At 70.8% G+C, this 23,050-nt stretch carries 19 protein-coding genes and 1 tRNA gene; 14 read left to right on the forward strand and 6 right to left on the reverse strand.

What is annotated here, in order from left to right:
• Positions 1-58: 58 nt before the first annotated feature.
• The 4 genes from MLY01S_RS04625 to MLY01S_RS04640 all read right to left on the reverse strand — a co-directional run bounded on the left by MLY01S_RS04625 (position 59) and on the right by MLY01S_RS04640 (position 6,301).
• Positions 59-1,654 (reverse strand): GMC family oxidoreductase, encoded by a 1,596-nt coding sequence (locus MLY01S_RS04625; RefSeq protein WP_067189761.1) that lies wholly within the window; start codon positions 1,652-1,654, stop codon positions 59-61.
• A gap of 34 nt (positions 1,655-1,688) precedes the next feature.
• Positions 1,689-3,176 carry an aldehyde dehydrogenase family protein gene (locus MLY01S_RS04630; protein ID WP_067189763.1) on the reverse strand — a complete coding sequence of 496 codons (1,488 nt, stop codon included), beginning with the start codon at positions 3,174-3,176 and terminating at the stop codon, positions 1,689-1,691.
• Between the two features lie 14 nt (positions 3,177-3,190).
• The gene (gene betT, locus MLY01S_RS04635) at positions 3,191-5,314 is read right to left on the reverse strand and encodes a choline BCCT transporter BetT (protein ID WP_082739704.1); all 2,124 of its coding nucleotides are present in this window, start codon (positions 5,312-5,314) and stop codon (positions 3,191-3,193) included.
• Between the two features lie 537 nt (positions 5,315-5,851).
• Complete coding sequence (locus MLY01S_RS04640) at positions 5,852-6,301, reverse strand: DUF998 domain-containing protein (RefSeq protein WP_135103351.1); 450 nt, start codon at positions 6,299-6,301, stop codon at positions 5,852-5,854.
• Between the two features lie 339 nt (positions 6,302-6,640).
• Here MLY01S_RS04640 and MLY01S_RS04645 point away from each other — a divergent pair, with 339 nt between their 5' ends.
• The 7 genes from MLY01S_RS04645 to MLY01S_RS04675 all read left to right on the forward strand — a co-directional run bounded on the left by MLY01S_RS04645 (position 6,641) and on the right by MLY01S_RS04675 (position 14,266).
• Positions 6,641-7,576: an SDR family oxidoreductase gene (locus MLY01S_RS04645; RefSeq protein WP_067189767.1), complete on the forward strand. Its 936-nt coding sequence runs from the start codon at positions 6,641-6,643 to the stop codon at positions 7,574-7,576.
• A 323-nt stretch (positions 7,577-7,899) separates the two neighbouring features.
• Positions 7,900-9,537 carry an AbgT family transporter gene (locus MLY01S_RS04650; RefSeq protein ID WP_082739706.1) on the forward strand — a complete coding sequence of 546 codons (1,638 nt, stop codon included), beginning with the start codon at positions 7,900-7,902 and terminating at the stop codon, positions 9,535-9,537.
• 216 nt (positions 9,538-9,753) lie between these two features.
• Positions 9,754-10,731 (forward strand): glutaminase A, encoded by a 978-nt coding sequence (gene glsA / locus MLY01S_RS04655; protein ID WP_067189769.1) that lies wholly within the window; start codon positions 9,754-9,756, stop codon positions 10,729-10,731.
• 250 nt (positions 10,732-10,981) lie between these two features.
• On the forward strand, positions 10,982-11,872 hold the full coding sequence (locus tag MLY01S_RS04660; protein WP_067189771.1) for a phage holin family protein: 891 nt from the start codon (positions 10,982-10,984) through the stop codon (positions 11,870-11,872).
• Positions 11,873-12,097: 225 nt separating this feature from the next.
• Positions 12,098-12,934, forward strand: coding sequence for a CDP-alcohol phosphatidyltransferase family protein (locus MLY01S_RS04665; RefSeq protein ID WP_082739708.1), 837 nt, complete (start codon positions 12,098-12,100; stop codon positions 12,932-12,934).
• Positions 12,935-12,975: 41 nt separating this feature from the next.
• Positions 12,976-14,151, forward strand: a complete 1,176-nt coding sequence (locus MLY01S_RS04670) for a glycosyltransferase (RefSeq protein ID WP_067189830.1) — start codon at positions 12,976-12,978, stop codon at positions 14,149-14,151.
• 41 nt (positions 14,152-14,192) lie between these two features.
• Positions 14,193-14,266, forward strand: a tRNA-Ile gene (locus MLY01S_RS04675).
• Positions 14,267-14,464: 198 nt separating this feature from the next.
• Here MLY01S_RS04675 and MLY01S_RS04680 read toward each other — a convergent pair.
• Positions 14,465-15,379 (reverse strand): C40 family peptidase, encoded by a 915-nt coding sequence (locus MLY01S_RS04680; RefSeq protein WP_070638472.1) that lies wholly within the window; start codon positions 15,377-15,379, stop codon positions 14,465-14,467.
• Between the two features lie 297 nt (positions 15,380-15,676).
• Between MLY01S_RS04680 and MLY01S_RS04685 the strand changes: the two genes are divergently transcribed.
• Positions 15,677-16,876, forward strand: coding sequence for a glycosyltransferase (locus MLY01S_RS04685; protein WP_067189834.1), 1,200 nt, complete (start codon positions 15,677-15,679; stop codon positions 16,874-16,876).
• Here the strand turns inward: MLY01S_RS04685 and MLY01S_RS04690 are convergent.
• Positions 16,852-17,562: a M23 family metallopeptidase gene (locus MLY01S_RS04690; RefSeq protein WP_167635515.1), complete on the reverse strand. Its 711-nt coding sequence runs from the start codon at positions 17,560-17,562 to the stop codon at positions 16,852-16,854. The two genes, MLY01S_RS04685 and MLY01S_RS04690, sit on opposite strands and share 25 nt — an antisense overlap.
• A 407-nt stretch (positions 17,563-17,969) precedes the next feature.
• On the opposite strand from MLY01S_RS04690, the gene rpsB reads away from it, so the two are divergent.
• The 6 genes from rpsB to MLY01S_RS04720 all read left to right on the forward strand — a co-directional run bounded on the left by rpsB (position 17,970) and on the right by MLY01S_RS04720 (position 22,891).
• Positions 17,970-18,824, forward strand: coding sequence for a 30S ribosomal protein S2 (gene rpsB, locus MLY01S_RS04695; protein WP_067189775.1), 855 nt, complete (start codon positions 17,970-17,972; stop codon positions 18,822-18,824).
• Between the two features lie 101 nt (positions 18,825-18,925).
• Complete coding sequence (tsf, locus tag MLY01S_RS04700) at positions 18,926-19,762, forward strand: translation elongation factor Ts (protein WP_067189777.1); 837 nt, start codon at positions 18,926-18,928, stop codon at positions 19,760-19,762.
• Positions 19,763-19,959: 197 nt separating this feature from the next.
• A complete protein-coding gene (gene pyrH / locus MLY01S_RS04705; protein ID WP_067189779.1) occupies positions 19,960-20,715 on the forward strand; it encodes a UMP kinase in 756 nt (251 codons plus the stop codon).
• A gap of 80 nt (positions 20,716-20,795) precedes the next feature.
• Positions 20,796-21,353 carry a ribosome recycling factor gene (frr, locus tag MLY01S_RS04710; protein ID WP_067189781.1) on the forward strand — a complete coding sequence of 186 codons (558 nt, stop codon included), beginning with the start codon at positions 20,796-20,798 and terminating at the stop codon, positions 21,351-21,353.
• A gap of 42 nt (positions 21,354-21,395) precedes the next feature.
• Positions 21,396-22,229 (forward strand): phosphatidate cytidylyltransferase, encoded by an 834-nt coding sequence (locus tag MLY01S_RS04715; RefSeq protein WP_067189783.1) that lies wholly within the window; start codon positions 21,396-21,398, stop codon positions 22,227-22,229.
• A 68-nt stretch (positions 22,230-22,297) separates the two neighbouring features.
• The gene (locus MLY01S_RS04720) at positions 22,298-22,891 is read left to right on the forward strand and encodes a DivIVA domain-containing protein (protein WP_067189785.1); all 594 of its coding nucleotides are present in this window, start codon (positions 22,298-22,300) and stop codon (positions 22,889-22,891) included.
• Positions 22,892-23,050 lie beyond the last annotated feature (159 nt).

Here is a 23,050-nt window from a genome sequence, read left to right on the forward strand (position 1 = left end):
GGCCCCCGGACGCGGGTGCGGCGGGCCCCACCGGGGGCCCGCCGCACCCGCATGGTGGTCAGGCGCGGTCGGCCAGAATCAGCTGCGCCGCCTTCTCACCGATCATGAAGCACGTGATGTTGGGGTTCACGGTCACGTGCTCGGGCATCACGGAGGCGTCGGCCACGCGCAGACCCGTCACGCCCTTGACACGCAGGCGGGCGTCAAGGGGGCTCATGGCGTCGTCGTCGGCGCCCATGCGCACCGAGCCCACCGGGTGGTACACGGTGTTGTGGGTGCGGCGCACGTAGTCGGCGATCTCCTCATCGGTCTGCACGTCCACGCCCGGGGCCAGCTCGCGCCCCGCCCACGCTGACATGGCCGGCTGGGAGACGATCTCCCGGGCCAGCCGGATGCCGGCCACCGCGACGGCCATGTCATGGCCCTCCGGGTCGGTGAAGTAGCGCGGGTCCACGGCCGGCTTGTCCCGGTAGTCGTTGGAGCGCAGGCGCACGGTGCCGCGGGACTTGGCGTGGGTGACATTGGGGGTGAGGCAGAACGTCTCGTCCGCCGTCGGGTACCCCTGACGGTAGGTGTGCATATCGAACGGCACGGAGCCGTAGTGCATCATCAGGTCGGGGCGGTCCAGCCCCTCCTTGGTCGGGGAGAAGATCCCGATCTCCCAGTACTGCGTGGCGTCGCGGTACATCGGCTGCTTGGACTCCCAGGAGATGACCGCCTCGGGGTGGTCCTGCAGGTTGGAGCCGACGCCGGGGGCGTCCACGCGCACATCGAGGCCCTGCTCGGCCAGGTGCTCGGCCGGGCCGATCCCGGAGAGCATCAGCAGCTTGGGCGTGTCGATCGCCCCGGCGGAGAGGATGACCTCGGCGCGGGCGTGGATCTCGGCCTGCCGTCCGTGCCGGTCCGCGACGTGACGGACGCCGTAGGCGCGGCGGTCGTCGTCGAAGAGCACCTCGCTCACCCAGTGGTCTGTGAGGATGTCCAGGTTCTCGCGGTCCAGGATCGGGTGGAGATAGGACACCGACGACGACGAGCGGGTGCCGTCCTGCTTGCGGTTGATCTGGAACCAGTTGGCTCCCTTCATGACGGTCTCGCCGGTGTTGAACGTCGTCGTCGGGATGCCGGCCTCGGCGGCGGCCTCGAGCAGGGCGACGCCGGCCGGGTCCTCGGCGGGCACGTCCATCAGCTCGACGGGGCCGTCATGGCCGTGGTGATCGCCCTCGGCCCGGTTGTTCTCGAGCTTCTTCACCAGCGGCAGGGTGTGCTCGGCGCCCCAGCCGGTGGCGCCCATCGCCTCCCACTGGTCCAGGTCCTCGCGGGGAGGCCAGAACGCGATGCAGGAGTTGTGGGAGGAACAGCCGCCGAGCACCTTGGCCCGGGAATGGCGCATGAAGGAGTTGCCGTTCTCCTGCGGCTCGATGGGGTAGTCCCAGTCCAGGCCGGACTCGAGCAGCTCGGGCCAGCGTCGCAGCTCGAGGACCTCGTCCAGGTCCACGTCGGTGGGGCCGGCCTCCAGCAGGGCGACGCTGATCTGGGGGTCCTCGGACAGGCGGGCCGCGAGGGCGGCGCCGGAGGAGCCGCCGCCGACCACGATGTAGTCGTAGACGGGCGTGTCGGGCCGCGGGGACGAGGCGTCGGGGACGGTGGTGGTCACGATCCGGGGGTCCTTTCGGTCATCAGCTCGTTCGTCAGCGGCGGTCGGCGAACCAGCCGGTCACCGCGGGCTCGGTGTTCTGGTAGATGTGCTTGTGCTCCACGTACTCGCCCAGCCCGGTGGGGCCGAGCTCGCGGCCGATGCCGGAGGCCTTGAAGCCGCCCCACTCGGCCTGGGGGAGGTAGGGGTGGTAGTCGTTGATCCACACGGTGCCGTGGCGCAGGGCGCGGGAGACGCGCTGGCAGGTGCCGGCGTCGGAGCTCCACACGGCCCCGGCGAGGCCGTACTCGGTGTGGTTGGCGATCTCGATGGCCTCGGCCTCGGTGGAGAACGTCTCTACGGTGATCACCGGGCCGAAACCCTCCTCGATGACGGCGGGGTTGTCCCGGTCGCAGCGGTCCAACACGGTGGGGGCGTAGAAGAAGCCGTCCTTGTGCTCTTCGCCGCCCCAGTGCCCGCCCACGCGCAGGCGTGCGCCGGCCTCGACGCCGCGGCGGACGTAGTCCGTCACCTTGTCCCGGTGGGCCGCGGAGATCAGCGGGCCGGTCTCGGCGCGCTCGTCGAAGGGGCCGCCCATCACGATGTGCCCGGCGCGCTCGACGAGGTCGTCCACGAAGCGCTCGGCGATCGACTCGTGGACGATCAGGCGCGTGCCGGCCGAGCACACCAGGCCCGAGTCGGTGAACGCGGCGTTGAGGGCGTTGTCCAGGGCCGCCTCGTAGTGGGCGTCGGGGAAGATCACGTTGGGGTTCTTCCCGCCCAGCTCGAGGGCGACCTTCTTCACGGTGCCGGCGGCGGCCTGGGCGATGGTCTTGCCCGTGGCCAGCCCGCCCGTGAAGGAGACCAGGTCCACGTCCGGGTGGGAGGAGAGCGGCTCGCCCACGGTGGCGCCGGGGCCCAGCACCAGGTTCGCGACGCCGGCCGGCAGGCCCAGCGACTCCAGTGCGCGCATCGTGAGGATGGCGGTGTGGGGGGTCTGCTCGGCGGGCTTGAGCACGAAGGTGCAGCCGGCGGCCAGGGCCGGGGCGATCTTCCAGGCGGCCTGCAGCAGCGGGAAGTTCCAGGGGGTGATCATGCCGCACACGCCCACCGGCTCGGTGACCACGCGGGACAGGACGGTCGGGTCGCCGGCGTCCACGAGGCGGCCGGGGTTCTGGTCCGCGATCTTGCCGAAGTAGCGGAAGCAGGCGGCGATGTCCGCCATGTCGCCCTCGGCCTCCACGAGGCGCTTGCCGGTGTCCAGGGCCTCGGCGCGGGCGAACTCGTCCCGGTGCTCCAGGATGTGGTCGGCCAGGCGGAGGAGCAGGTCGCCGCGCTCGGCGGCGGGGGTGGAGGACCAGACGCCGCTGTCGAACGCGCGGCGGGCGGCGGCGATCGCGGCGAGGGTGTCCTCGCGGGTGCCCTCGGCGACGACGCCGACCTCGGAGCCGTCGGCGGGGCAGTGGATGGTGCGGGTGCCGCCGTCCGAGGACGACACCCAGGCGCCGTCGATGAACTGGGTGGCGGTGGGATCGGTGGTCATGGGGATGGTGCTCCTCACGGGTGGGTGGGATCGGTCGGGGAGGCCGGGGCGGTGTCCACGGCCGGCATGGCGTCCGTGGCGGTCGAGCGGTCGGCGTCACCCCACTCATCCGGCACCTCGGACTCGAGGCGTTCGGCGAGATGGGAGTCCTCGCCCGTCATGGCGAGGAAGGTCAGGTGGGCCTCGTAGTCGTCCAGGACGTTGGCGCACAGCTGCTCGCGGCTGTAGCCGAGCACGTCCCTGCCGCGCGAGCCCTTCGCGGAGAACACCTCGAGCTGGAAGTAAGTGTCCTGGGCGACGCTGAGGCTGCCGGCAAAGCTTGGCACCGGGTAGGCCACGGGGTAGACCTGGTACTTGAAGTCCTCCTGGCCCTCGAAGGTGACGGTGAGGTCCACCCAGGGCACCCCGGACTCGGGGTGGACGCCGTGGGTGACGGCGGCGTCGGCGTCGTGGCCGCGCAGCTCGGCGGCCACCTCCTCCAGGGCGGGGCCGACCTCGCGCTCGATGTAGGCGGCGGCCTGGCGGGCCGTGGCGAAGTTCATCCGCCGGGCCAGGCGTTGGCGCCAGGTGGCGCGGTTGCCGGAGCCGCGGGCCTGGCCGGCGAGGACGGAGGGCAGGGCCGCGGTGCGCGAGTCCATGGCCAGGGACTCGGAGTGCAGCACCCGCCACAGGCTGATCATCACCAGATACAGCAGCACCGAGAGCGGCAGGCCCACGATCACGGTGGCCTTCTGCAGGGTGTAGACCCCGTCGATGAACAGCATGGACAGCGTCAGCAGGCCGGTGATCACCGCCCACGTGATGCGCAGCCATGGGGCGCCGTCGGAGTCCTCGACCGAGCCCTTGGAGGTCATGTTCGCCATGATGAGCGAGCCGGAGTCGGCACTGGTCACGTAGAAGAACAGGCCGGTGAGCACGGCCAGGCCGATCAGGAACATGGAGCCGGGGTACTTCTCCAGGAGGCTGAAGAAGCCTGCCTCAGGGGAGCTCACGGCCTCCTCCAACAGGGTCTGGTCCCCGCTGCGGAAGAAGCCGATGGCGGCGTTGCCCATGATGGACACCCACAGCAGGATGAACGCGAAGGGGATCAGAAGCACGCCCGTGACGAATTCGCGCAGGGTGCGGCCGCGGGAGATGCGGGCCAGGAACAGGGACACGAACGGTGCCCAGGCGATCCACCAGGCCCAGAAGAACAGCGTCCAGTCGGACATCCACTGCTCCGCCGGGTAGGCCGCCGGGCCGTCGGTGTAGGCGAAGGTGCGCATGAGCATCGCGGGGAACCCGGCGAAGAAGTCACCGATGTTCTGCACCAGAGCGTTGAGCAGGTCCGTGGTGCGGCCGGTGAACAGCACCCAGGCCAGGATGACGACGGCGAGGAAGACGTTCAGCTCGGAGAGACGGCGGATGCCCTTGTCCACTCCGGAGACGGTGGAGACGATGGTGATGCCCACCGCCAGGGCCATGAGGGCGACCTGCACGCCGGTGCTCACCGGCACATCCAGGATCAGGGCGAGGCCGGCGTTCAGGAAGACGACGCCGATGCCGAGGGAGACGGCGATGCCGAAGATCGTGCCGACGGTGGCGCCGATCTCCGCGGCGTGGCCGACCGGGCTGTGCACGCGGCGGCCGAAGATGGGGGCGATGGCCGACCGGATGCTCAGGGGCAGGTGGTAGCGGTAGGCGAACAGCCCGAAGGCCATGCCCATCAGGGCGTACATGGCCCACCCGGGGATGCCGTAGTGGAAGATCGTCCACAGCGGGGCCATGCGGGCGGCCTCGTCGGACATGGGCGGCAGGTCCGGTGGGGTGAGCAGGTTGGTGGCCGGGCCGGAGGTGGCGAAGAACATCAGGTCCACACCGATGCCCGCAGCGAAGAGCATGGCCGACCAGGAGAACAGGTTGAACTGCGGGACGGCGTGGTCCGGTCCGAGCCGCACCCGTCCCAGGCGGCTGAGCGCCACGACGATCACGAAGACGACGACGAGGCCCGCCGTGAGCACGTAGTACCAGCCGAAGCTCTCGGCGATCCAGCTCACCGTGGCTGAGATCACGGAGTCTGCCTGGGCGGGAAGGAACATGGCCCAGAGGGCGAAGCCGACGACGATGCCCGCCGTGCCGACGAACACCGGCCAGTTCACGGGGGAGTGGGAGGCTCCTCCGGCGTCGGGGGGACCCGGTGGCCCTGCGCTCTCGGCTGTCGTCCTCTGTTCGGCGGACACAGGTGTGCTTCCTCTCGTCGGGGTTGGGGGCCCGATCAGCCTAGCTGTTGTGGGTCATGCGGTTCTTGCCACGAGGTACGGGCTGAAGTGAGACGAGCCGGTCCCTGTCGCAGGATGAGAATTCCTCAACACAACACATCCGAAAGGAGAGCCCGCTCAGGTCTCTCGCCTCACTGCCGCCCCCAACGGTCGGTTGCGAATGCTCCCACCCCACCTGATCGGCCTACGGAACCTGGTCCCGTGGTGGAAGAAGGCTGAAATTTTCAAGCGCCGAAACCGCCCAGAGTCGGCACTTTCAGATACTTGTTGATCGCGGAAGGGTCCCATAAGAGGGCATGTCGTTGAGTTCGGGATGTTCTGGGTGGATTGTGAACTGCTTTTCGATCAGAAGGCTGTCGCTTTCTCCATGGCTGCTTCTACGATGCTTCTCTGGGCGGCTGTGAACGCCTACCTGCGTCACGTCGAGGACCGAACGGTGAACAGTGCCCAGCCCGCGGCGCCGAGCCACAGGTAGCCCGGCCACACGGACAGCCGCTGCCAGAGCCCGATGAACCAGCCGGACACGCTGACGGCCAGCATCGTGAGTGAAGCGACGACCGCCACCACGGCGATCACGCGCCCGACGGCGGCGAGCCGAGGCATCCGCTCTCGCAGTCCGGCGGCCGTGAACCACACCGCTGGCCCCTGCAGGACCATCGGCAGGGACAGCAGGGTGTGCAGGGAAAGGTCCACATCCAACGGGACCGCCGAGCCCATGCAGGCCAGCCCGACCAGCACCCACAGGACGACTCCCACCGTGCGGGCCCGCCCCGGCGGCGCCGATCTTGACTGCGGTTCCCGTCCCGCGGCTGCACACAGCAGTTCCTCCGTTGGTCCTCGGCGCCTGCATCGTCTGTGTCCCGGCAGGGGGCCTCGTCCTCTGTTTCACCTCCAACGCCGCCGGGAAGCCTCCTGTGCAGAACCCTATTGATGGCCCGGGGCTGGACCCACGGCCCATCGTCCCCTACCCACGGCCCATCGTCCCCTACCCACGGCCCATCGTCCCGGACCCACGGCCCATCGTCCCGGACCCACGGCCCATCGTCCCGGACCCACGGCCCATCGTCCCGGGCCAACACCCCACCGTCCCCCGGACCGACACCCCACTCCACGGTGACGAGGGCTGGCAGGCGAGGGGCGTCGTCGTGATTCCACAGGCCATCCGCCCTTGTCAGACCCCCGTCACCGTCCCGTAGCGTCGCACTCATGACGAATCCGAAGCCTGCAGGCACGCCCGCGACCGCCTCCACCGCCCGCCAGTGGGAGGGCGACGACCCGCGCGCCCGCCACCCGCGGCATCACGCCCCGGAGCAGCACCAGCCCGAGCCGGGCCTGGACGTGAAGACCGATCCGGTCCCGGACATCGGCCTGGACTCCTATACCGGCCTGGGCCGGCTCGAGGGCCGCAAGGCGCTGATCACCGGCGGCGACTCCGGCATCGGCGCCGCCGTGGCCGTCGCCTACGCCCGCGAGGGCGCGGACGTGGCCATCGCCTACCTGCCGGACGAGCAGCCGGACGCTGACCGGGTGATCGCCGCGATCGAGGAGGCTGGCCGGAGGGCCGTCGCCCTGCCCGGCGACCTCACGGACACCGACTACACCGCCGGCCTCGTGGACGCCGCCGCCGAACAGCTCGGCGGGCTGGACATCCTCGTGAACAATGCCGGCAAGCAGCTCGTGGCCGACACCCCGGAGGAGCTCACCGACGAGCAGGTCGCCACCACCTTCCAGATCAACGTGCTCGCCATGTTCACGCTCTCCCGTGCTGCCCTGAAGCACATGGGCCCCGGCTCGGCGATCATCAACACCACCTCGGTGCAGGCATACAACCCGAACCCGCTGATCCTGGACTACGCCGCCACCAAGGCCGCCATCAACAACTACACGAAGGGCCTGGCCCAGGCCGTCGGCCCGCGCGGCATCCGCGTCAACGCCGTCGCCCCCGGCCCGGTGTGGACCGTCCTGCAGGTCTGCGACGGCCAGCCCAAGGAGCGCCTGCCCGAGTTCGGCCACGATTCCCCGCTGGGCCGTGCCGGCCAGCCCATCGAGATGGCGCCGGCCTACGTGTTCCTCGCCAGCGGCGAGTCCAGCTATGTCAACGGGGACACCCTCAACGCGAACGGCGGCACCCCCACGCCGTGACCGGCCCCGTGACCGGTCGCATCGCCAGGCCGCCTCACCCGGCCCGCCTCGCCCGCCTCGCCCGCCTCGACCGGCCCCGTGACCGGCCGCCCCGCCCGCCGCGCCCGGCCGCCCCGCCCGCCTCGACCGGCCGCGCCCGCCTCGCAGCAGTCCCCACCGCAGCCTGTGACGGATCCCTCACCGTGAGATGACATCCTTCACACCGGCCGCTACGGTGGACGAGTTTGCGCTCCGCCCGGCCCTTCCCACCCGCCCACCAGCGCGGGGGAGAGGGGCCGGGCGGTGCCCTGTCATCCGACCGCACTCCCGAAGGGACTCTGCACATGGCCGCTGACCCGGCTGGCTCGCGCGGCACCACCGCCGCCGACGCCGCGGAGACCGTCACCACCCAGGACGGCTCCGCCACCCACGCTTCCGACCAGAACGCCCCCGACCGTCCGCGTCGGGGCGGCATCGGCAACCGGGCGCTCGACTTCGTCGAGAAGGCCGGCAACGCCCTGCCCCACCCGGCCACCCTGTTCGCCGCGCTCGCGGTGCTGGTGGTCCTGCTGTCCTGGCTGTTCTCCACGCTCGGCGTCACCGCCGAGGACCCGGTGGAGGGCGGCCAGATCGAGGTCTTCAACCTGCTGTCCCCGGAGGGCGTCCAGTGGATGTTCTCCTCCGCCGTGGACAACTTCGTGGGCTTCGCCCCGCTGGGCGTCGTGCTCGCCACCATGCTGGGCATCGGCATGGCTGAGCAGTCCGGCCTGATCGGCACGGTGCTGCGCCAGTTCATCCTGTCCGTGCCGAAGTTCCTCATCACCGCGGGCATCGTGTTCGCCGGTGTGATGTCCTCCGTGGCCTCGGACGCCGGCTACGTGGTGCTCCCGCCGCTGGCCGCGATCCTGTTCATGGCCGTCGGACGTCACCCGTTGGCCGGCCTGGCCGCCGCCTTCGCCGGCGTCTCCGCAGGCTTCTCGGCGAACCTGCTGCTCTCCGGCACGGACGTGATGCTCGGTGAGCTGACCATCGAGGCCGCCGCCACCGTGGACGGCGCCTACGCGGACGGCATGAACCTGGCCATGAACTACTGGTTCATCATCGCCTCCACCTTCCTGCTGACCATCGTCGGCACCCTGGTCTCCCAGTTCATCGTGGAGCCGCGCCTGGGCCCGTGGAAGGGCGAGGGCCGCATCGAGGACGAGGACGTCCAGCTCTCCGCCGTGGAGAAGAAGGGCCTCGTCTGGGCCACCGTCTCCGGCGTGGTCACCGTGGCGCTGCTGGCCCTGCTGATCGTCCCGGAGTGGGGCCTGCTGCGCGGCGAGGACGGCGGCGTGGTCCAGTCCCCGTTCATGGACTCGCTCGTGGTGGTCATCATCATCGCGTTCTTCGTCCCGGGCCTGGTGTACGGCATCGTCACCAAGGTGATCCGCAACGACACCGACGTGGTGGACCAGCTCTCCCAGACCCTCGCCGGCATGGCCGTGTTCCTGGTGCTGGCGTTCACCGCCGGTCAGTTCATCGCCTACTTCAACGAGTCGAAGCTGGGCCTGCTGCTGTCCGTGCTGGGCTCGCAGTTCCTGGAGTCGATCAACCTGACCGGTATCCCGCTGGTGGTCGCGTTCATCGCGTTCGTCTCGGTCGTGAACCTCTTCGTGGGCTCCGCCTCGGCGAAGTGGGCCATGCTCGCGCCGATCATGGTGCCGATCATGATGCAGCTGGGCATCTCGCCCGAGTTCACCCAGGCGGCCTACCGCGTGGCCGACTCGTCCACGAACATCCTGTCTCCGCTGATGACCTACTTCGCGCTGATCATCGCCGTGGCCCAGAAGTACGACAAGAAGATGGGCATCGGCTCCCTGATCGCCACGATGCTCCCGTACTCGATCGCCTTCCTGGTCACCTGGAGCATGATGACCATGGGCTGGTACTGGCTGGACCTGCCGCTGGGTCCGAACGCTCCGGTCACCTACACCCCGTGAGGCACTGACGGCGCCTCCTGACGGGGCCGCCTGACCTGATTCCCGACGTCGGCCGCCCGCCTTCCGCACCGAAGGCGGGCGGCCGTCGTCGTTCCTCTCCGTCCTCTGGCAGGGGTCGAGTGGGCGGGTATTCCACGATGTCGCTCGATTCCGTGGAACAGCTGCCCACCCGACTCGGGGCGACGCTCTCAGGGGCCCTGTGGCAGGGTGACTGACATGAAGACCACGAACCCCAGCCGTGTCTCCGAGCAGCTGGCCCGCCTGATCTCCACGGTCAAGGAGGATCGCAACGGGGCCCCGTCGGAGTACCTCGAGGACGTGGAGGACCGTCCGGTGGACGGCTTCGCCGTGGCCGTGTGCACCACAGACGGCGTGGCCGTCTCCGAGGGCGAGACGCAGCAGGCGTTCGCCCTGCAGTCCGTGTCCAAGGCGCTCACCTACGCGGTGGCCCTGCAGGAGCGCGGCATGGACGCCGTGCTCGAGCGTGTGGGCGTGGAGCCCTCCGGGATGGCGTTCAACGAGCTGTCCCTCCACTCGGACGGCCGCCCGTACAACCCGCTGATCAACGTCGGCGCGATCATGACCCACGGGCTGATCCCCGGGAACGACGAGGACGCCCGCCTCGAGCTCCTGCTGGACCGCTACTCGCAGCTGGCCGGGACGGACCTGACGATCTCCGAGGACGTCTGGGACGCCGAGACCGCCCGTGCCCACCAAAACCTGGGCCTGGCCCACATGCTCGCCGCTTCGCAGATGCTCCCGGACGAGGCACACGAGGTGGTCCGCGGCTACCTCGGCCAGTGCTCGGTGGAGGTCACCGTGGAGCAGCTGGCCACCATGGGCGCCACCCTGGCCTCAGGCGGCGTGAACCCGGTGACCGGCCGGCGCGTGCTGGCGGAGTGGGTCTGCCAGCAGGTGATGTCCGTGATGCTCTCCTGCGGGATGTACAACGCCTCCGGGCAGTGGATGGCGGAGGTCGGCATCCCGGCCAAGTCCGGCGTCTCGGGTGCGCTGCTCGGTGCGGTCCCGGGCGCCCTCGGCATCGCCAGCTGGTCCCCGCGCCTGGATGAGCAGGGCACGTCGGTGCGCGGCATCGGCGTGTTCGAGGCGCTCTCCGCGGACTGGGACCTGCACGTGCTGCGCCACCGCGACGCCATGGCCGGCCTGCGCGAGGCCGCCGGCGACGGGTCCTGACACCCCGGACACCCGTGTCCCGACGGCGGCCCCCGCCTCATGCGCTGGCCCACCCGTCCGCTCGGCCGGGTGAGGAGGAGAAAGCGAGGGGCAGTCGTCGTGACCGGACACACGTGGATGGCCGATCTTCGGCTCATGCCCTGGGTGGAGGCACAGTGCTAGCGTGGAGCCGACATCGCTGTGCAGTGGCGCGCCCTGACGCACCTGCGCAGCCCGAAAAGACCACGCCGACCCAGGAAGGCACCCACTGATGGCCCCCACGGCAATCCCCGTCTCTGCGCAGACCCGCGCGAGCTCGCTGTCCGACCTGCTCGCGGCCCTGATCCGCCTGCTGCCCCTGCAGATCAAGGACGAGCTCGCCCTCGCCCTGAACCAGGCCAAGTCCAAGGGTGTGAAGGTCGGCGTCGCCGCCGGTCTGATCCTCGCGGGCCTGTTCATGCTGTTCTGCATGCTGGTGTCCCTGATCGTCACCCTGATCGGCGCCTTCGCGAACCCGTCGTTCTGGTTCCCGGCCCTCATGGTGGCCGCCGCGTTCCTGCTGCTCGGCATCATCCTCGCCGCCGTCGGCGGTCTGATGATCAAGGGCGCCATGCCGCTCATCCCGGCCGAGACCGTCCGCAACATCGAGTACGACCTCGGCTACCTCAAGGAGGGCAACGCCTTCGACCCGGCCGAGTACGACCGCGTGAAGGCCGAGCGGGCCGAGCAGAAGCGCATCGAGAAGCAGCGTGAGGCCGAGCGCAAGAAGCTCGAGAAGGAAGAGAACAAGAAGGCGGTCAAGAACGGCGAGGCCGCCCCGTACCCGGAGAAGGAGACCGCCTCCGAGGACGAGATCCGCCGCCGCGCAGAGCTGCGCCGCCGCCACCTGGCGGACATCCGCTCCGGCCTGGGCGAGCGCGCCTCCGTCAAGGGCCAGATGAACGCGTTCGCCGCCCAGCGCAAGGGCCGCGGCGCCACCCCGGAGTCCGCCGGCTCCACCGACGTCACCGCCCCGTACTCCGGCGCCGCCCGCGCCGGCGAGAAGGCCGGTGCGGCCGAGGACTACGTGAAGGAGCGGTGGCAGCCGCTGGCCCTGCTCGGTGTCTCCGGCACCGCCTTCGCCGTCCTGGGCTCCATGCTCGGCAAGAAGCGCAAGGGCTGATCCGGCCGCACGCAGACTGCCCGTCCACGGCGCCTCGTCCCTCACCGAGGGGCGGGGCGCCGTGCTGTGCGCGGGCGGGGGAAGCGGTGGTGAGGACGTCCGACCCACGGCGACCTGCCACCGTCCGGCCACGTGGCCTCGCCCGAGGCCTGTGCAGGCCACAGACGCCGGTAGACTGGTCCGGCCCCCGCAGTCCCCGCCTGTGCCGCCCCGAAGGAGCCCCGTATGCGCGTGATCGACGTCGGCCTCCGCGAGGGGTACGAGTACACCGTCCGGGACACCTTCTGGACCCTGCCGAACGTCATCACCCTGGCCCGGTTCGCGCTGATCCCGGTGTTCGTCTGGCTCACCGCCACCGAGCAGTACCTGGCTGCGTTCTGGGTGCTGGCGGCCCTGTCCAGCACGGACTGGGTGGACGGGTTCGTGGCCCGCCGGTGGGACATGATCTCCACCACCGGCACGTGGCTGGATCCGCTGGCGGACCGGCTGTCCATGATCATCGTGGCCGCCACCCTGGTGCTCACCGGCGTGGCCCCGGACTGGATCGTCTGGGCGATCGTGGTGCCGGACCTCGTGCTGAGCACGGTGTCCCTGGCGCTGTTCCGCGGCAGCCCCGAGCTGGACGTCTCCGTCCTCGGCAAGGTTCGTACCGCCCTGCTGCTCGTGGCCGCACCCGTGCTGCTGCTGGGCAACGTGCCGAGCCTGACGGACACCGCCTGGGGCAGTGCCGGCCTGTGGCTGCTCTCCCTCGGCGCGATCGCCCACATGCTCGCCGCCGCGGACTACCTCCGCCGGTTCCGGGCCAAGGCCGCCGAGTTACGGGCCCGCGGGATCGATCCGCGGGACCGGACCGCCTGGTCCGAGCAGTCGGCGGAACGGCGCGAGGCCTCCGGCGCCGCACCGGCCGGCGAGGACGGGGCCGGCCCCCAGGGCGTATCCGGCGCCGTCCACGTTGCTAGGCTGAGCCGGTCTGAGCCTCCTGAGGGCCGGTGTCCACGGGGCGCCGGCGACGGGGGGAGAGGCCCCAAGACCACCCACCACCCAGGAGCACCGTCCTCGTGACCGACGCCCCGCAGGCGCATGACGCCCGTCCCCTCACCGTGATGATCGCGGCGGACACCTATCCGCCGGACGTCAACGGCGCCGCCACCTTCTGCTTCCGCCTCGCCACGGCGCTGCACGAGCGTGGCCACGACGTGCACGTGGTGGCCGCCCGCAACGACGACGGCCCGGACTTCGTGGAGCACCGCCCCGAGGCCACCGTGCACCGCCTGAAGTCCTGGCGGCCGCCCACGCACGAGTACTACCGGCTGGTGTTCCCGCCCCTGGCCCGCCGCGCGATGCGCCGCATCATGGCCCAGGTGCAGCCGGACGTGGTGCATGTGCACTGCCACTACATGATCGGCGCCGCGGCGATCACCGAGGCCGAGCGCCGCCGTGTCCGCACGATCTCCACCAACCACTTCATGCCGGAGAACCTCGAGCCGTTCCTGCCGTTCCCGCAGTGGTTCCTGGACCGCTACTCCCGCTACTCCTGGTGGCAGATGGGCCGGCTGATGAGCAAGGGCGCCGTGGTCACCACCCCCACCGCCCTGGCCGCGCGCGCCATGGCCGAGCGGGCCGGGCTGCAGAACGTGCTGCCGGTGTCCAACGGCATCGACGCCTCCAAGTACGAGCAGGCCGCCGGCGAGGTCATCACCCCGCACGCGAACCCCACCGTCCTGTTCGTCGGCCGCCTGGCCGTGGAGAAGAACATCGACGTGCTGCTGCGCGCCGTCGCGCACCTGAAGGACACCCGCCCGGAGCTGGACGTGCACGCCGAGATCGTCGGCGACGGCGAGCAGCGCGACGTCCTCCGCGAGCTTGTGGCCGAGCTCGGCATCGAGGACCGTGTGGCGATGCGAGGCCACGTCACCGAGGAGGAGCTGCACACCGCCTACCTGCGGGCAGACGTGTTCTGCCAGCCCGGCACCGCCGAGCTGCAGTCGTTGGTGTCCCTGGAGGCGATGAGCGCCTCCAAGCCCGTGGTGCTGGCCGACGCGCTGGCCCTGCCGCACCTGGCGGACGACGGCGTGAACGGCTACCTCTTCGTCCCCGGCGACCACGAGGACCTCGCCGAGAAGCTGGCCCGGGTTCTCGGCGCGAGTCCCGAGGAACGCGCCCGGATGGGCGAGGCCTCCCACGCCAAGGCCCTGCGTCATTCGGCGCAGAAGACCGTGGAGGTCTTCGAGGCGCTCTACCGCGGGGCCACACCGGCCGAGGTGCGGGCACGGCTGTGAGCGACTCCTCGCTAGACTTGACCGACGCGTGCCACGCGCGCGGGGCGTTAGCTCAGTCGGTCAGAGCAGGGGACTCATAATCCCTTGGTCACGGGTTCAAGTCCCGTACGCCCTACCTCTCTGCGGCCTTCGGTCCGGTCCACGCCGGGACGGAGGCCGCAGCCATGACCGATTCTTCCCGGCCCGCCGAACCGAGGGGCCGCGGCACCGCGGACGACGACGGTCCGGCACCTTCCGTGCGGAAGGTGCCGGACCGTCGTCGGGCCTGGACCGTGGACGCCGTCACCCGAGGGGGCCGGCGCGTGTCTGCGGCTCAGTAGCGGCCGGCCACCGAGAGCATGTTGGCCGGCATGTAGTCCACCGAGGTGATCATGAGGCCGCGGTGCGGATTCAGGGCGTGGGCCATCTTGCCGTCGCCGATGTACATCGCCACGTGGTAGACGCGGCCGGTGGAGGAGTTGCGCCAGAAGAACAGGTCGCCGGGCTGGGCTTGGGACTTCGGCACGAAGGACTTGGCGTTCCGGTACTGGTCGTGGGAGACCCGCGGCAGGGAGAAGCCGGACTTGGCCATGGCCTCGCGGACCAGGGCGGAGCAGTCGTAGCCGTACGGGCCGTTGCCGCCCCACTGGTAGTAGGTGCTCGGGTCGTTGACCTTGGAGACGATGTGCTTGACCGCGGCGGTCTTGGAGGACGGGGCCGGGGCCGGGGCAGGAGCCGGGGCAGGGGCCGGAGCCGGGGCAGGGGCGGAGGAGGAGCCCGAGACCTTCAGGACGTCGCCCACGTACATCGGGCTGTTGATGGTCTTGCCGTTCAGCGAGGCCAGGGCATACATGTCCATGCCGTGGTTGTTCGCGACGCGCCACCAGCTGTCGCCGGCCTTCACGGTGTAGGTGCCGGTGGACGGGGCAGGGGCAGGGGCCGGAGCCGGGGCAGGGGCCGAGCTGCCGTTGCTGACCTTGAGGACGTCGCCGACGTAGATGGTGGCGTCGATGGTCTTGCCGTTCATGGCGGCGAGGTCGTACATGTCCATGCCGTGGTTGTGGGCGATGCGCCACCAGCTGTCGCCGGCCTTGACGGTGTAGGTCGCCGGGGCTGCGACGGCCTCGGTGGCGGTGGAGACGGCGCCTGCACCGACGACGGTGCCGGCGCCCAGGGACAGGGCCAGGGAGGCGACGAGGGGACGACGACCGCGGCGAGCGGTGCGGGGGTGCTTCTGGGTCTCAGACATAGCGAATCTTCCAGTCGGGGACCGGCAGGTGGCATGGAGCCGCCAGGGCTTTCCGGCAGGAAGGTGCCCAGGGGTGGCCGGTACGAGAGTGAATCGGTGTGGTGAGGCCGGGAGCCGCGGGAGCGGACGGGGAAGGTCCGGGATCCGGACGATGTCCGCATCGTTATCGAATATACATGTTCGTTATCTAAACGCAACTATTGCTGTGACGGGTGTCTCTGGCGTGTCGCGCGGGGCGGGCCGCTGCCCTGCCGGCGCGATCCGGCCGGTAGCGTGGGCACCGTGACAGACCGCCCCCTGCGCCTGCTGATGGACGCCCGCTACACGCGCACCGACTTCCATGACGGCATCTCGCGCTACGGCGCCAGTCTCATCGCGGCCGTGCACCGGCTGACGACTGCGGGGGAGTGGGCCGGCCGTGTTCAGATGCACATGCTGGTCAGTGACGAGGCGCAGCTGCGCCTGCTGCCGGCCGGCGTCCCGTGGCACCGCGCCACCGGGCCCACCTCGCCCCTCGAACCGACGCTTCCCGTGCAGGTGAACCGGCTGCGTCCGGACGTGGTGTTCTCCCCGATGCAGACGATGGGCTCCGCCGGCCGCCGCTACGGGCTGATCCTCACGCTCCACGACCTCATCTACTACGAGCACCGCACCCCGCCGCGGAACCTGCCCGAGCCGGTGCGCTGGCTGTGGCGGCTCTACCACCTCGGCTACGGACCGCAGCGGCTGCTGCTCAACCGCGCGGACCGCGTGGCCACCGTCTCTCAGACCACGGCCGGGCTGATCGCCGAGCACGCGCTGACGCGACGCCCCGTGGACGTGGTGCCCAATGCTCCGCAGCCGGTAGCCGAGCCCCGGAACCCGGACGCGGCGCCGGCCCGCTCGCTCGTCTACATGGGCTCCTTCATGGACTACAAGGACGTGGACTCGCTCGTGGCCGCGATGCCGCTGCTGCCGGGGTACACGCTGCATCTGCTCTCGACGGTGCCGGCCGAACGCCGGGCGGAGCTGGAGGCGCTGCTGGCGCGGCGGCGCGCCGAGACGGGGGCCGGGACAGCGACCGGAGCGCACGGCGCGGGGGCCGGAACCTCCGGTGAGGTGGTCTTCCACAACGGCGTCACCGACGAGGAGTACATCGCCCTGCTCCGCGAGGCCACGGCGCTGGTGACCCTGTCCCGGGCCGAGGGCTACGGCCTGCCCGTGGCCGAGGCGATGTCCCACGGCACTCCGGTGATCGGCTCGGACATGCCGATCTTCCGCGAAGTCGCCGGGGGAGCCGAGCCCGCCTTCCTCCCGGTTCCGCTCGACGGCGACCGTCCCGCCGCCTTCGCCGCGCAGGTCCGCACCCTCACCGCGCCCGGCGCCTGGGCCGTGGCCTCGCGGGCCGCCGTGGGGCGTGCCGCCCGCTACCGCTGGGAGGACTCGGCGGCGCGGCTGCTCGCGGCAGTGGAGTCCGTCGCCGATGAACGCGCTCAGTCCCGCTCCCGCCGCGGCTGAGCCCCGTCCTCACCGGCATCGTCCTCCCTCCCGGCGCCGCCGTCCTCGCCGAGCGGCCACAGCACCGAGGGGCCGGACAGCCCCAGCAGCAGCGCCGGGTCCAGATAGCGATCCCGCAGCGTGCGGCCCACCAGCCAGCCGTCCAGCACGCGCACGCCCAGGTGCACGCACGGCTCGGCGCAGTGCTCCGCCGCCGGGTCCAGCCGGCCGACCGGCTGTCCCGCCGTCACCGTCTCCCCCTTCCCGACGACGGCCACCACCGGCTCCATCGAGCTCACCACCTCCTGTCCGTGGTCGATCGACAGCACCGGCCGCCCCGCCACCATGCCGACGTGCCGGACCGTCCCGTCCGCCGGAGCCAGCACGACGTCCCCGCGCAGCCGCAGGTCCACGCCGCGGTGACCGGGATCCCAGGGCTGTTCGGGGGCGTCGAAGGCGCGCAGCAGGTCTCCGGCACCCGCGCCGGGCGCGGGGGAGGACCAGCGCAGCCCCGCCGGGATCGGTGTGGGGTCGGGTGCGGAGGCGGCGGTGCCTGCAGCGGACGACGCCGCCGGTGGGCCGGCACCGGCCGGTGCGGCGCCGAGCAGCACGGTCAGCAGCAGCACCGTCGCCGGGCGGCGCAGGCCGGGGCGGCGGAAGGGCGCCCGCCTGCTCGGGCGGGGCGAAGCGGTGAGTGACGTTCCCATGGGGCCAGGGTGCGCAGAAGACGGAGGCCGGTGCCGTCGTCGAGAAGCGAACTGTGGAGGGAACCGGGCAACCGGTCCGCTGTGCAGGAGGGGACGAGCGGGCGGAAGAGGTGCCGGGCGGGCTGGGGTACGATGGTCACAGCGGTGACGTGTGCTGTGCCCGGAAACGGGAGGCGACGTCATCGACTACGCACACCACGGTGCGGCTGCGGGGCCCCGGTCCCACAGCGGCAGACCCCACCGACGGTCCCGTCCCCACGGACGGGTTTCGGCGGCGGTCCGGCGGCACCGCCGTCGTGGTGTCAGGGACCGCCCGGCCGGGCGGTCGAAGAACCGTGAAACAACGATCGGCAGCCGCCTGCGCACAGACGCGCGGGGTCCTACGGCCGCCACAGAAGGGATTCGACATGTCGTCCGTCGTGACCATGCGCCAGCTCCTCGACTCCGGTGTCCACTTCGGCCACCAGACCCGCCGCTGGAACCCCAAGATGAAGCGCTTCATCTTCACCGAGCGCAACGGCATCTACATCATCGACCTCCAGCAGTCGCTGACCTACATCGACCGTGCCTACGAGTTCGTCAAGCAGACCGTCAAGCACGGTGGCACCATCCTGTTCGTCGGCACCAAGAAGCAGGCCCAGGAGGCCATCGCCGAGCAGGCCAACCGCGTCGGCATGCCGTACGTGAACCACCGCTGGCTGGGCGGCATGCTCACCAACTTCCAGACCGTCTCCAAGCGCGTGCAGCGCATGAAGGAGCTCGAGGAGATCGACTTCGAGGACGTGGCCGGCTCGGGCCACACCAAGAAGGAGCTCCTCCTGCTCTCCCGCGAGCTGCAGAAGCTCGAGGCCAACCTGGGCGGCATCCGCAACATGTCCAAGACCCCCTCCGCCGTGTGGGTCGTGGACACCAAGAAGGAGCACCTCGCCGTGGACGAGGCCCAGAAGCTGGGCATCCCGGTGGTCGCCATCCTCGACACCAACTGCGACCCGGACGAGGTCACCTACCCGATCCCGGGCAACGACGACGCGATCCGCTCCGTCGCCCTGCTGACCCGCGTGGTCGCCGACGCCGTCGCCGACGGCCTGATGGCCCGCTCCGGCAAGGGCGGCGACGCCTCCGCCGAGCCGATGGCCGAGTGGGAGCGCGAGCTGCTCGAGCAGCACAACGCCGAGAAGGCCGCCGAGGCCGAGCAGACCGAGGGTGAGGCCGCTGAGGCCGCCGCTCCGGCCGCCTCCGAGGACGCCGCCAAGGGCGAGTGACCCCGGACCGCCCCGGCGGGCGCCCAGCCGCACCCGCCGGGGTGGACCCCAGACATCAGCATCCCGCAACCACCCCATCCAACGGGAAGGACCGAACGAGCATGGCGAACTACACCGCTGCCGACATCAAGGCCCTGCGCGAGCGCACCGGCGCCGGCATGATGGACGTCAAGAAGGCCCTCGACGAGGCCAACGGCGACACCGACAAGGCCATCGAGATCATCCGCGTCAAGGGTCTCAAGGGCGCCACCAAGCGCGAGGGCCGCGCCGCGGCCGAGGGCCTCGTCGCCGCCACCGTCGAGAACGGCGTCGGCGTGATGGTCGAGCTGAACTGCGAGACCGACTTCGTGGCCAAGGCCGAGAAGTTCATCACCCTGGGCGACGCCGTCCTGAAGACCGCCGTCGACTCCGGCGCCGCCGACCTCGAGTCGCTGCTGGCCGCCGAGTACGAGGGCCGCACCCTCGGCGACCACGTCACCGAGGAGGGCGCCCTGATGGGCGAGAAGGTCGTCGTGCGCCGCATCGCCCGCGTCGAGGGCGCCTTCGTGGACGCCTACCTCCACAGGACCTCCAAGGACCTGCCGGCCCAGGTGTCCGTGCTCCTGGCCGTGGACTCCGACTCCGACGAGGCCAAGACCGCTGCGCACGACATCGCCGTGCACACCGCCGCCTACTCGCCGACCTACCTCACCCGTGAGGACGTCCCGGCCGAGACCGTGGAGAACGAGCGCCGCATCGCCGACGAGACCGCGCGTGCCGAGGGCAAGCCGGAGCAGGCCCTGCCGAAGATCGTCGAGGGCCGCCTGACCGGCTTCTTCAAGGAGATCGTCCTCGAGGACCAGCCCTTCGCCAAGGACCCGAAGACCACCGTGGGCAAGGTCGCCTCCGAGGCCGGCACCAAGGTCACCGGCTTCGCTCGCTTCCGCGTCGGCAACTGAATCACGCCGCGGCGCCTGCCGCTCGGTCCGCCCCCTGATTCGGGGGGTAGGATCGTAGCGATCCGAGCCCGCGCCGGTCCGCATGCACCGCATGCGGCCGCCACCGATGGCGGGGTGGTCACCAGCTCGGTGACCACCCCGCCGTTGTGTGCCCACACCTGGACCAGCCCGAGACGACGCCCCGAGGAGTCCCGCCCATGGAGACGAACACCCACACCCAGTCCCTGCCGACCGTGACCGACGCCGCCACGGGCCGCCGCCGCGTGCTGCTCAAGCTCTCCGGCGAGGTCTTCGGCGGCGGCAAGGTCGGCGTGGACCCGGACACCGTCCGCGGCATCGCCGAGCAGATCGCCGAGGCCGCCGAGTCCGTCGAGATCGCGATCGTGGTCGGGGGAGGCAACTTCTTCCGCGGCGCCGAGCTGTCCGAGAACGGCATGGACCGCCGTCGCGCCGACTACATGGGCATGCTCGGCACCGTCATGAACTGCCTCGCCCTCCAGGACTTCCTCCTCCAGGCCGGCGTCTCCACCCGCGTGCAGTCCGCGATCTCCATGGAGCAGGTCGCCGAGCCGTACATCCCGCTGCGCGCCATCCGCCACATGCAGAAGGGGCGCGTGGTGGTCTTCGGCGCCGGTACCGGCCTGCCCTACTTCTCCACGGACACCGTGGCCGCGCAGCGCGCCCTCGAGATCGGCGCGGACGAGGTCCTCATGGCCAAGTCCGGCGTGGACGGCGTCTACACCGCCGACCCGAAGAAGGACCCGAACGCCGAGCGTCTGGACCACCTCACCTACGACGAGGCCCTGCAGCGGGACATCCGCGTCATGGACCTGACCGCCATGACCATGTGCAAGGACAACGGCCTGCCCATGCGCGTGTTCGGGATGGAGGGCCCCGGCAACGTCACCGCTGCTCTGCGCGGCGACGGCATCGGCACCACCGTCACCCCCTGAGCCGGGCCCCGCCCGAGCCCGAGTCCCTGAATCCCACGTAGGATGGAGGGCAGCCACTCACCCACACGTCAGGAGACATCGTGATCCAGGAGACCCTGCAGTCCGCCGAAGAGCAGATGGGCCGCACCATCGAGGCCACCCGCGAGGACTTCGCCTCCGTGCGCACCGGCCGCGCCAACCCGGGCCTCTACTCCAAGGTGATGGTGGACTACTACGGTGCCATGACCCCGCTGCAGCAGCTGGCCTCCTTCACCACCACGGACGCCCGCACCCTGCTGATCACCCCCTTCGACGTGTCCGCGCTGCGCAACATCGAGAAGGCCCTGTCCGAGTCGGAGGTCGGTGCCAACCCGTCGAACGACGGCAAGGTCATCCGCGTGGTGATGCCGGAGCTCACGGAGGAGCGGCGCAAGGAGTACGTGAAGCTCGTCAAGCAGAAGGCGGAGGAGCACAAGATCTCCGTCCGCAACGCCCGCCGCAAGGCCAAGGAGGCCATCGACAAGGCCGTCAAGGACGGCGACGTCGGCGAGGACGAGGGCGCGCGCGGAGAGAAGGAGCTCGACGCCATGACGAAGAAGCACGTGGACCTCATCGAGGACATGGCGAAGAACAAGGAAGCCGATCTGCTCGAGGTCTGAGGCCCCGCCCGGGCCCCAGCGACGCCCCACCGGAAGCATCCGATGACCACAGCCGCGCAGACCCCCGCACCCCCACGCGGCGGCCGAGACCTCAAATCCGCCGTCCTCGTGGGGGTCGTGCTGTTGGGCGTCGCCCTGGCCGGCCTGATCCTGTGGGACTGGCTGCTGGCGCTGCTCATCGTGGTGCTGCTGGTCGCCGGCGTCACCGAGGTCGCGAATGCCGTCCGAGGCATCGGCCTGGACGTCCCCAAGCCCCCGCTGTGGATCGCGGCCGTCGCCCTGCCGCTGTCCGCGCTGCTGTGGGGAGTGGAGGCGCTGTTCATCGCCCTGCTGGGGTCGTTGATGCTGGTCTGCCTCTGGACGGAGGCCACTCGCCGCAGACCCACCGGCCAGATCATCCTGGCCGGCGTGTTCGCCGTGATGTGGGCCCCGTTCCTGCTCTCCTTCGGCGTCGCGCTGCTGGACCAGCCGCGCGGCAACTTCATGGTGGCCTGCCTGCTGCTGATGGTGATCGCCAACGACACCTTCGGCTACATCGTGGGCTACCGCTTCGGCAAGAACCCCATCGCGCCGCGCATCAGCCCGAAGAAGTCGTGGGAGGGCCTGGTGGGCTCGCTCCTCGGCGCGGTGCTGGTGGGCGTGGTGGCGGTGCCGCTGCTGGTGGGCCAGCCCTGGTGGGTCGGCCTGCTGCTCGGCGTGTTCGCGGTGGTCGCCGCGACCGCCGGCGACTTCTCCGAGTCCATGGTCAAGCGTGAACTCGGAATCAAGGACATGTCCTCCCTGCTGCCGGGCCACGGCGGGGTCATGGACCGCCTGGACTCACTGGTGTTCGCCGCACCGGTGGCCTACACCCTCTTGGCCCTGCCCATCGCCTGAGCGGCGCCCCTGCCCAGGCACCTTCCCCTACGGCCGCCCCAGCGGCCCCTGACACCACAGGAGTGCGGATGTCGAAGAAGTCGCCTGATGACCTGAAGACCACCGTCGACCAGCCCTTCGAGCGCGTGGAGTCCGACGAGATCGGCTATGAGCCCAGCCACGTGGACGCCTTCATGGTGCGTGCCCGCAAGGCCTACGAGGGCGCCGGCGAGCTGTCCGTCGAGGACGTCCGCCAGGCCCGCTTCGCCACCGTCAACGGCGGCTACGCCACGGACCAGGTGGACGACGCCCTGGACCGCCTCGAGGGCGCCCTGGCGGACTCCGAGCGCGAGGCCTTCGTCTCCGAGCGCGGCGACGAGGACTGGGCCGTGATGCTCACCGAACGCACCGAAGAGCTGCTCGGCCGTGCCGACCGCGCCCCGGGCGAGCGGTTCCGCCGCCCGTCGCGCGCCGATGCCCAGTCCTATGACGTGGACCAGGTGGACGAGTTCTGCGACCGCCTCGCCGAGGCGCTGCGCGCCCCGGAGGGGGAGTCCGAGCTCGATGCGGACGACGTGCGCCGCGCCGCCTTCGCCGCCGCGGAGGGCCGCAAGGGCTACGAGGAGGGCCAGGTCGACGCGTACCTCGACGCGGCCGTGGACGTTCTGCTCCGCCGCGGCTGAGCCGCACACGAACTGTCCGGCAGCCCTACGCGGAGGGCTTCCGGCTGCCTCCGCGCGTGTTGTCAAGTCCTGTCCATGTGACTAGACTCACCCGGAGTCATCGGAGGTGACTGAGGCCACAACCGCGCCCGTGTCACCCGCCCCCGGACGGCGCCGAAC

Origin of the sequence: Micrococcus lylae NBRC 15355, from assembly GCF_001570885.1 — a bacterium.
In the GTDB taxonomy this organism is placed as follows: domain Bacteria; phylum Actinomycetota; class Actinomycetes; order Actinomycetales; family Micrococcaceae; genus Micrococcus; species Micrococcus lylae.

What these genes read in the sequence shown, in the direction of transcription:
- MLY01S_RS04630 (WP_067189763.1), bottom strand. Translation starts at nt 3,176, where the DNA reads ATGACCACCGATCCCACCGCCACCCAGTTCATCGACGGCGCCTGGGTG.
- MLY01S_RS04645 (WP_067189767.1), top strand. Translation starts at nt 6,641, where the DNA reads ATGACGAATCCGAAGCCTGCAGGCACGCCCGCGACCGCCTCCACCGCC.
- MLY01S_RS04650 (WP_082739706.1), top strand. Translation starts at nt 7,900, where the DNA reads ATGGCCGCTGACCCGGCTGGCTCGCGCGGCACCACCGCCGCCGACGCC.
- glsA (WP_067189769.1), top strand. Translation starts at nt 9,754, where the DNA reads ATGAAGACCACGAACCCCAGCCGTGTCTCCGAGCAGCTGGCCCGCCTG.
- MLY01S_RS04660 (WP_067189771.1), top strand. Translation starts at nt 10,982, where the DNA reads ATGGCCCCCACGGCAATCCCCGTCTCTGCGCAGACCCGCGCGAGCTCG.
- MLY01S_RS04665 (WP_082739708.1), top strand. Translation starts at nt 12,098, where the DNA reads ATGCGCGTGATCGACGTCGGCCTCCGCGAGGGGTACGAGTACACCGTC.
- MLY01S_RS04670 (WP_067189830.1), top strand. Translation starts at nt 12,976, where the DNA reads ATGATCGCGGCGGACACCTATCCGCCGGACGTCAACGGCGCCGCCACC.
- MLY01S_RS04680 (WP_070638472.1), bottom strand. Translation starts at nt 15,379, where the DNA reads ATGTCTGAGACCCAGAAGCACCCCCGCACCGCTCGCCGCGGTCGTCGT.
- MLY01S_RS04690 (WP_167635515.1), bottom strand. Translation starts at nt 17,562, where the DNA reads ATGGGAACGTCACTCACCGCTTCGCCCCGCCCGAGCAGGCGGGCGCCC.
- rpsB (WP_067189775.1), top strand. Translation starts at nt 17,970, where the DNA reads ATGTCGTCCGTCGTGACCATGCGCCAGCTCCTCGACTCCGGTGTCCAC.
- tsf (WP_067189777.1), top strand. Translation starts at nt 18,926, where the DNA reads ATGGCGAACTACACCGCTGCCGACATCAAGGCCCTGCGCGAGCGCACC.
- pyrH (WP_067189779.1), top strand. Translation starts at nt 19,960, where the DNA reads ATGGAGACGAACACCCACACCCAGTCCCTGCCGACCGTGACCGACGCC.
- MLY01S_RS04715 (WP_067189783.1), top strand. Translation starts at nt 21,396, where the DNA reads ATGACCACAGCCGCGCAGACCCCCGCACCCCCACGCGGCGGCCGAGAC.
- MLY01S_RS04720 (WP_067189785.1), top strand. Translation starts at nt 22,298, where the DNA reads ATGTCGAAGAAGTCGCCTGATGACCTGAAGACCACCGTCGACCAGCCC.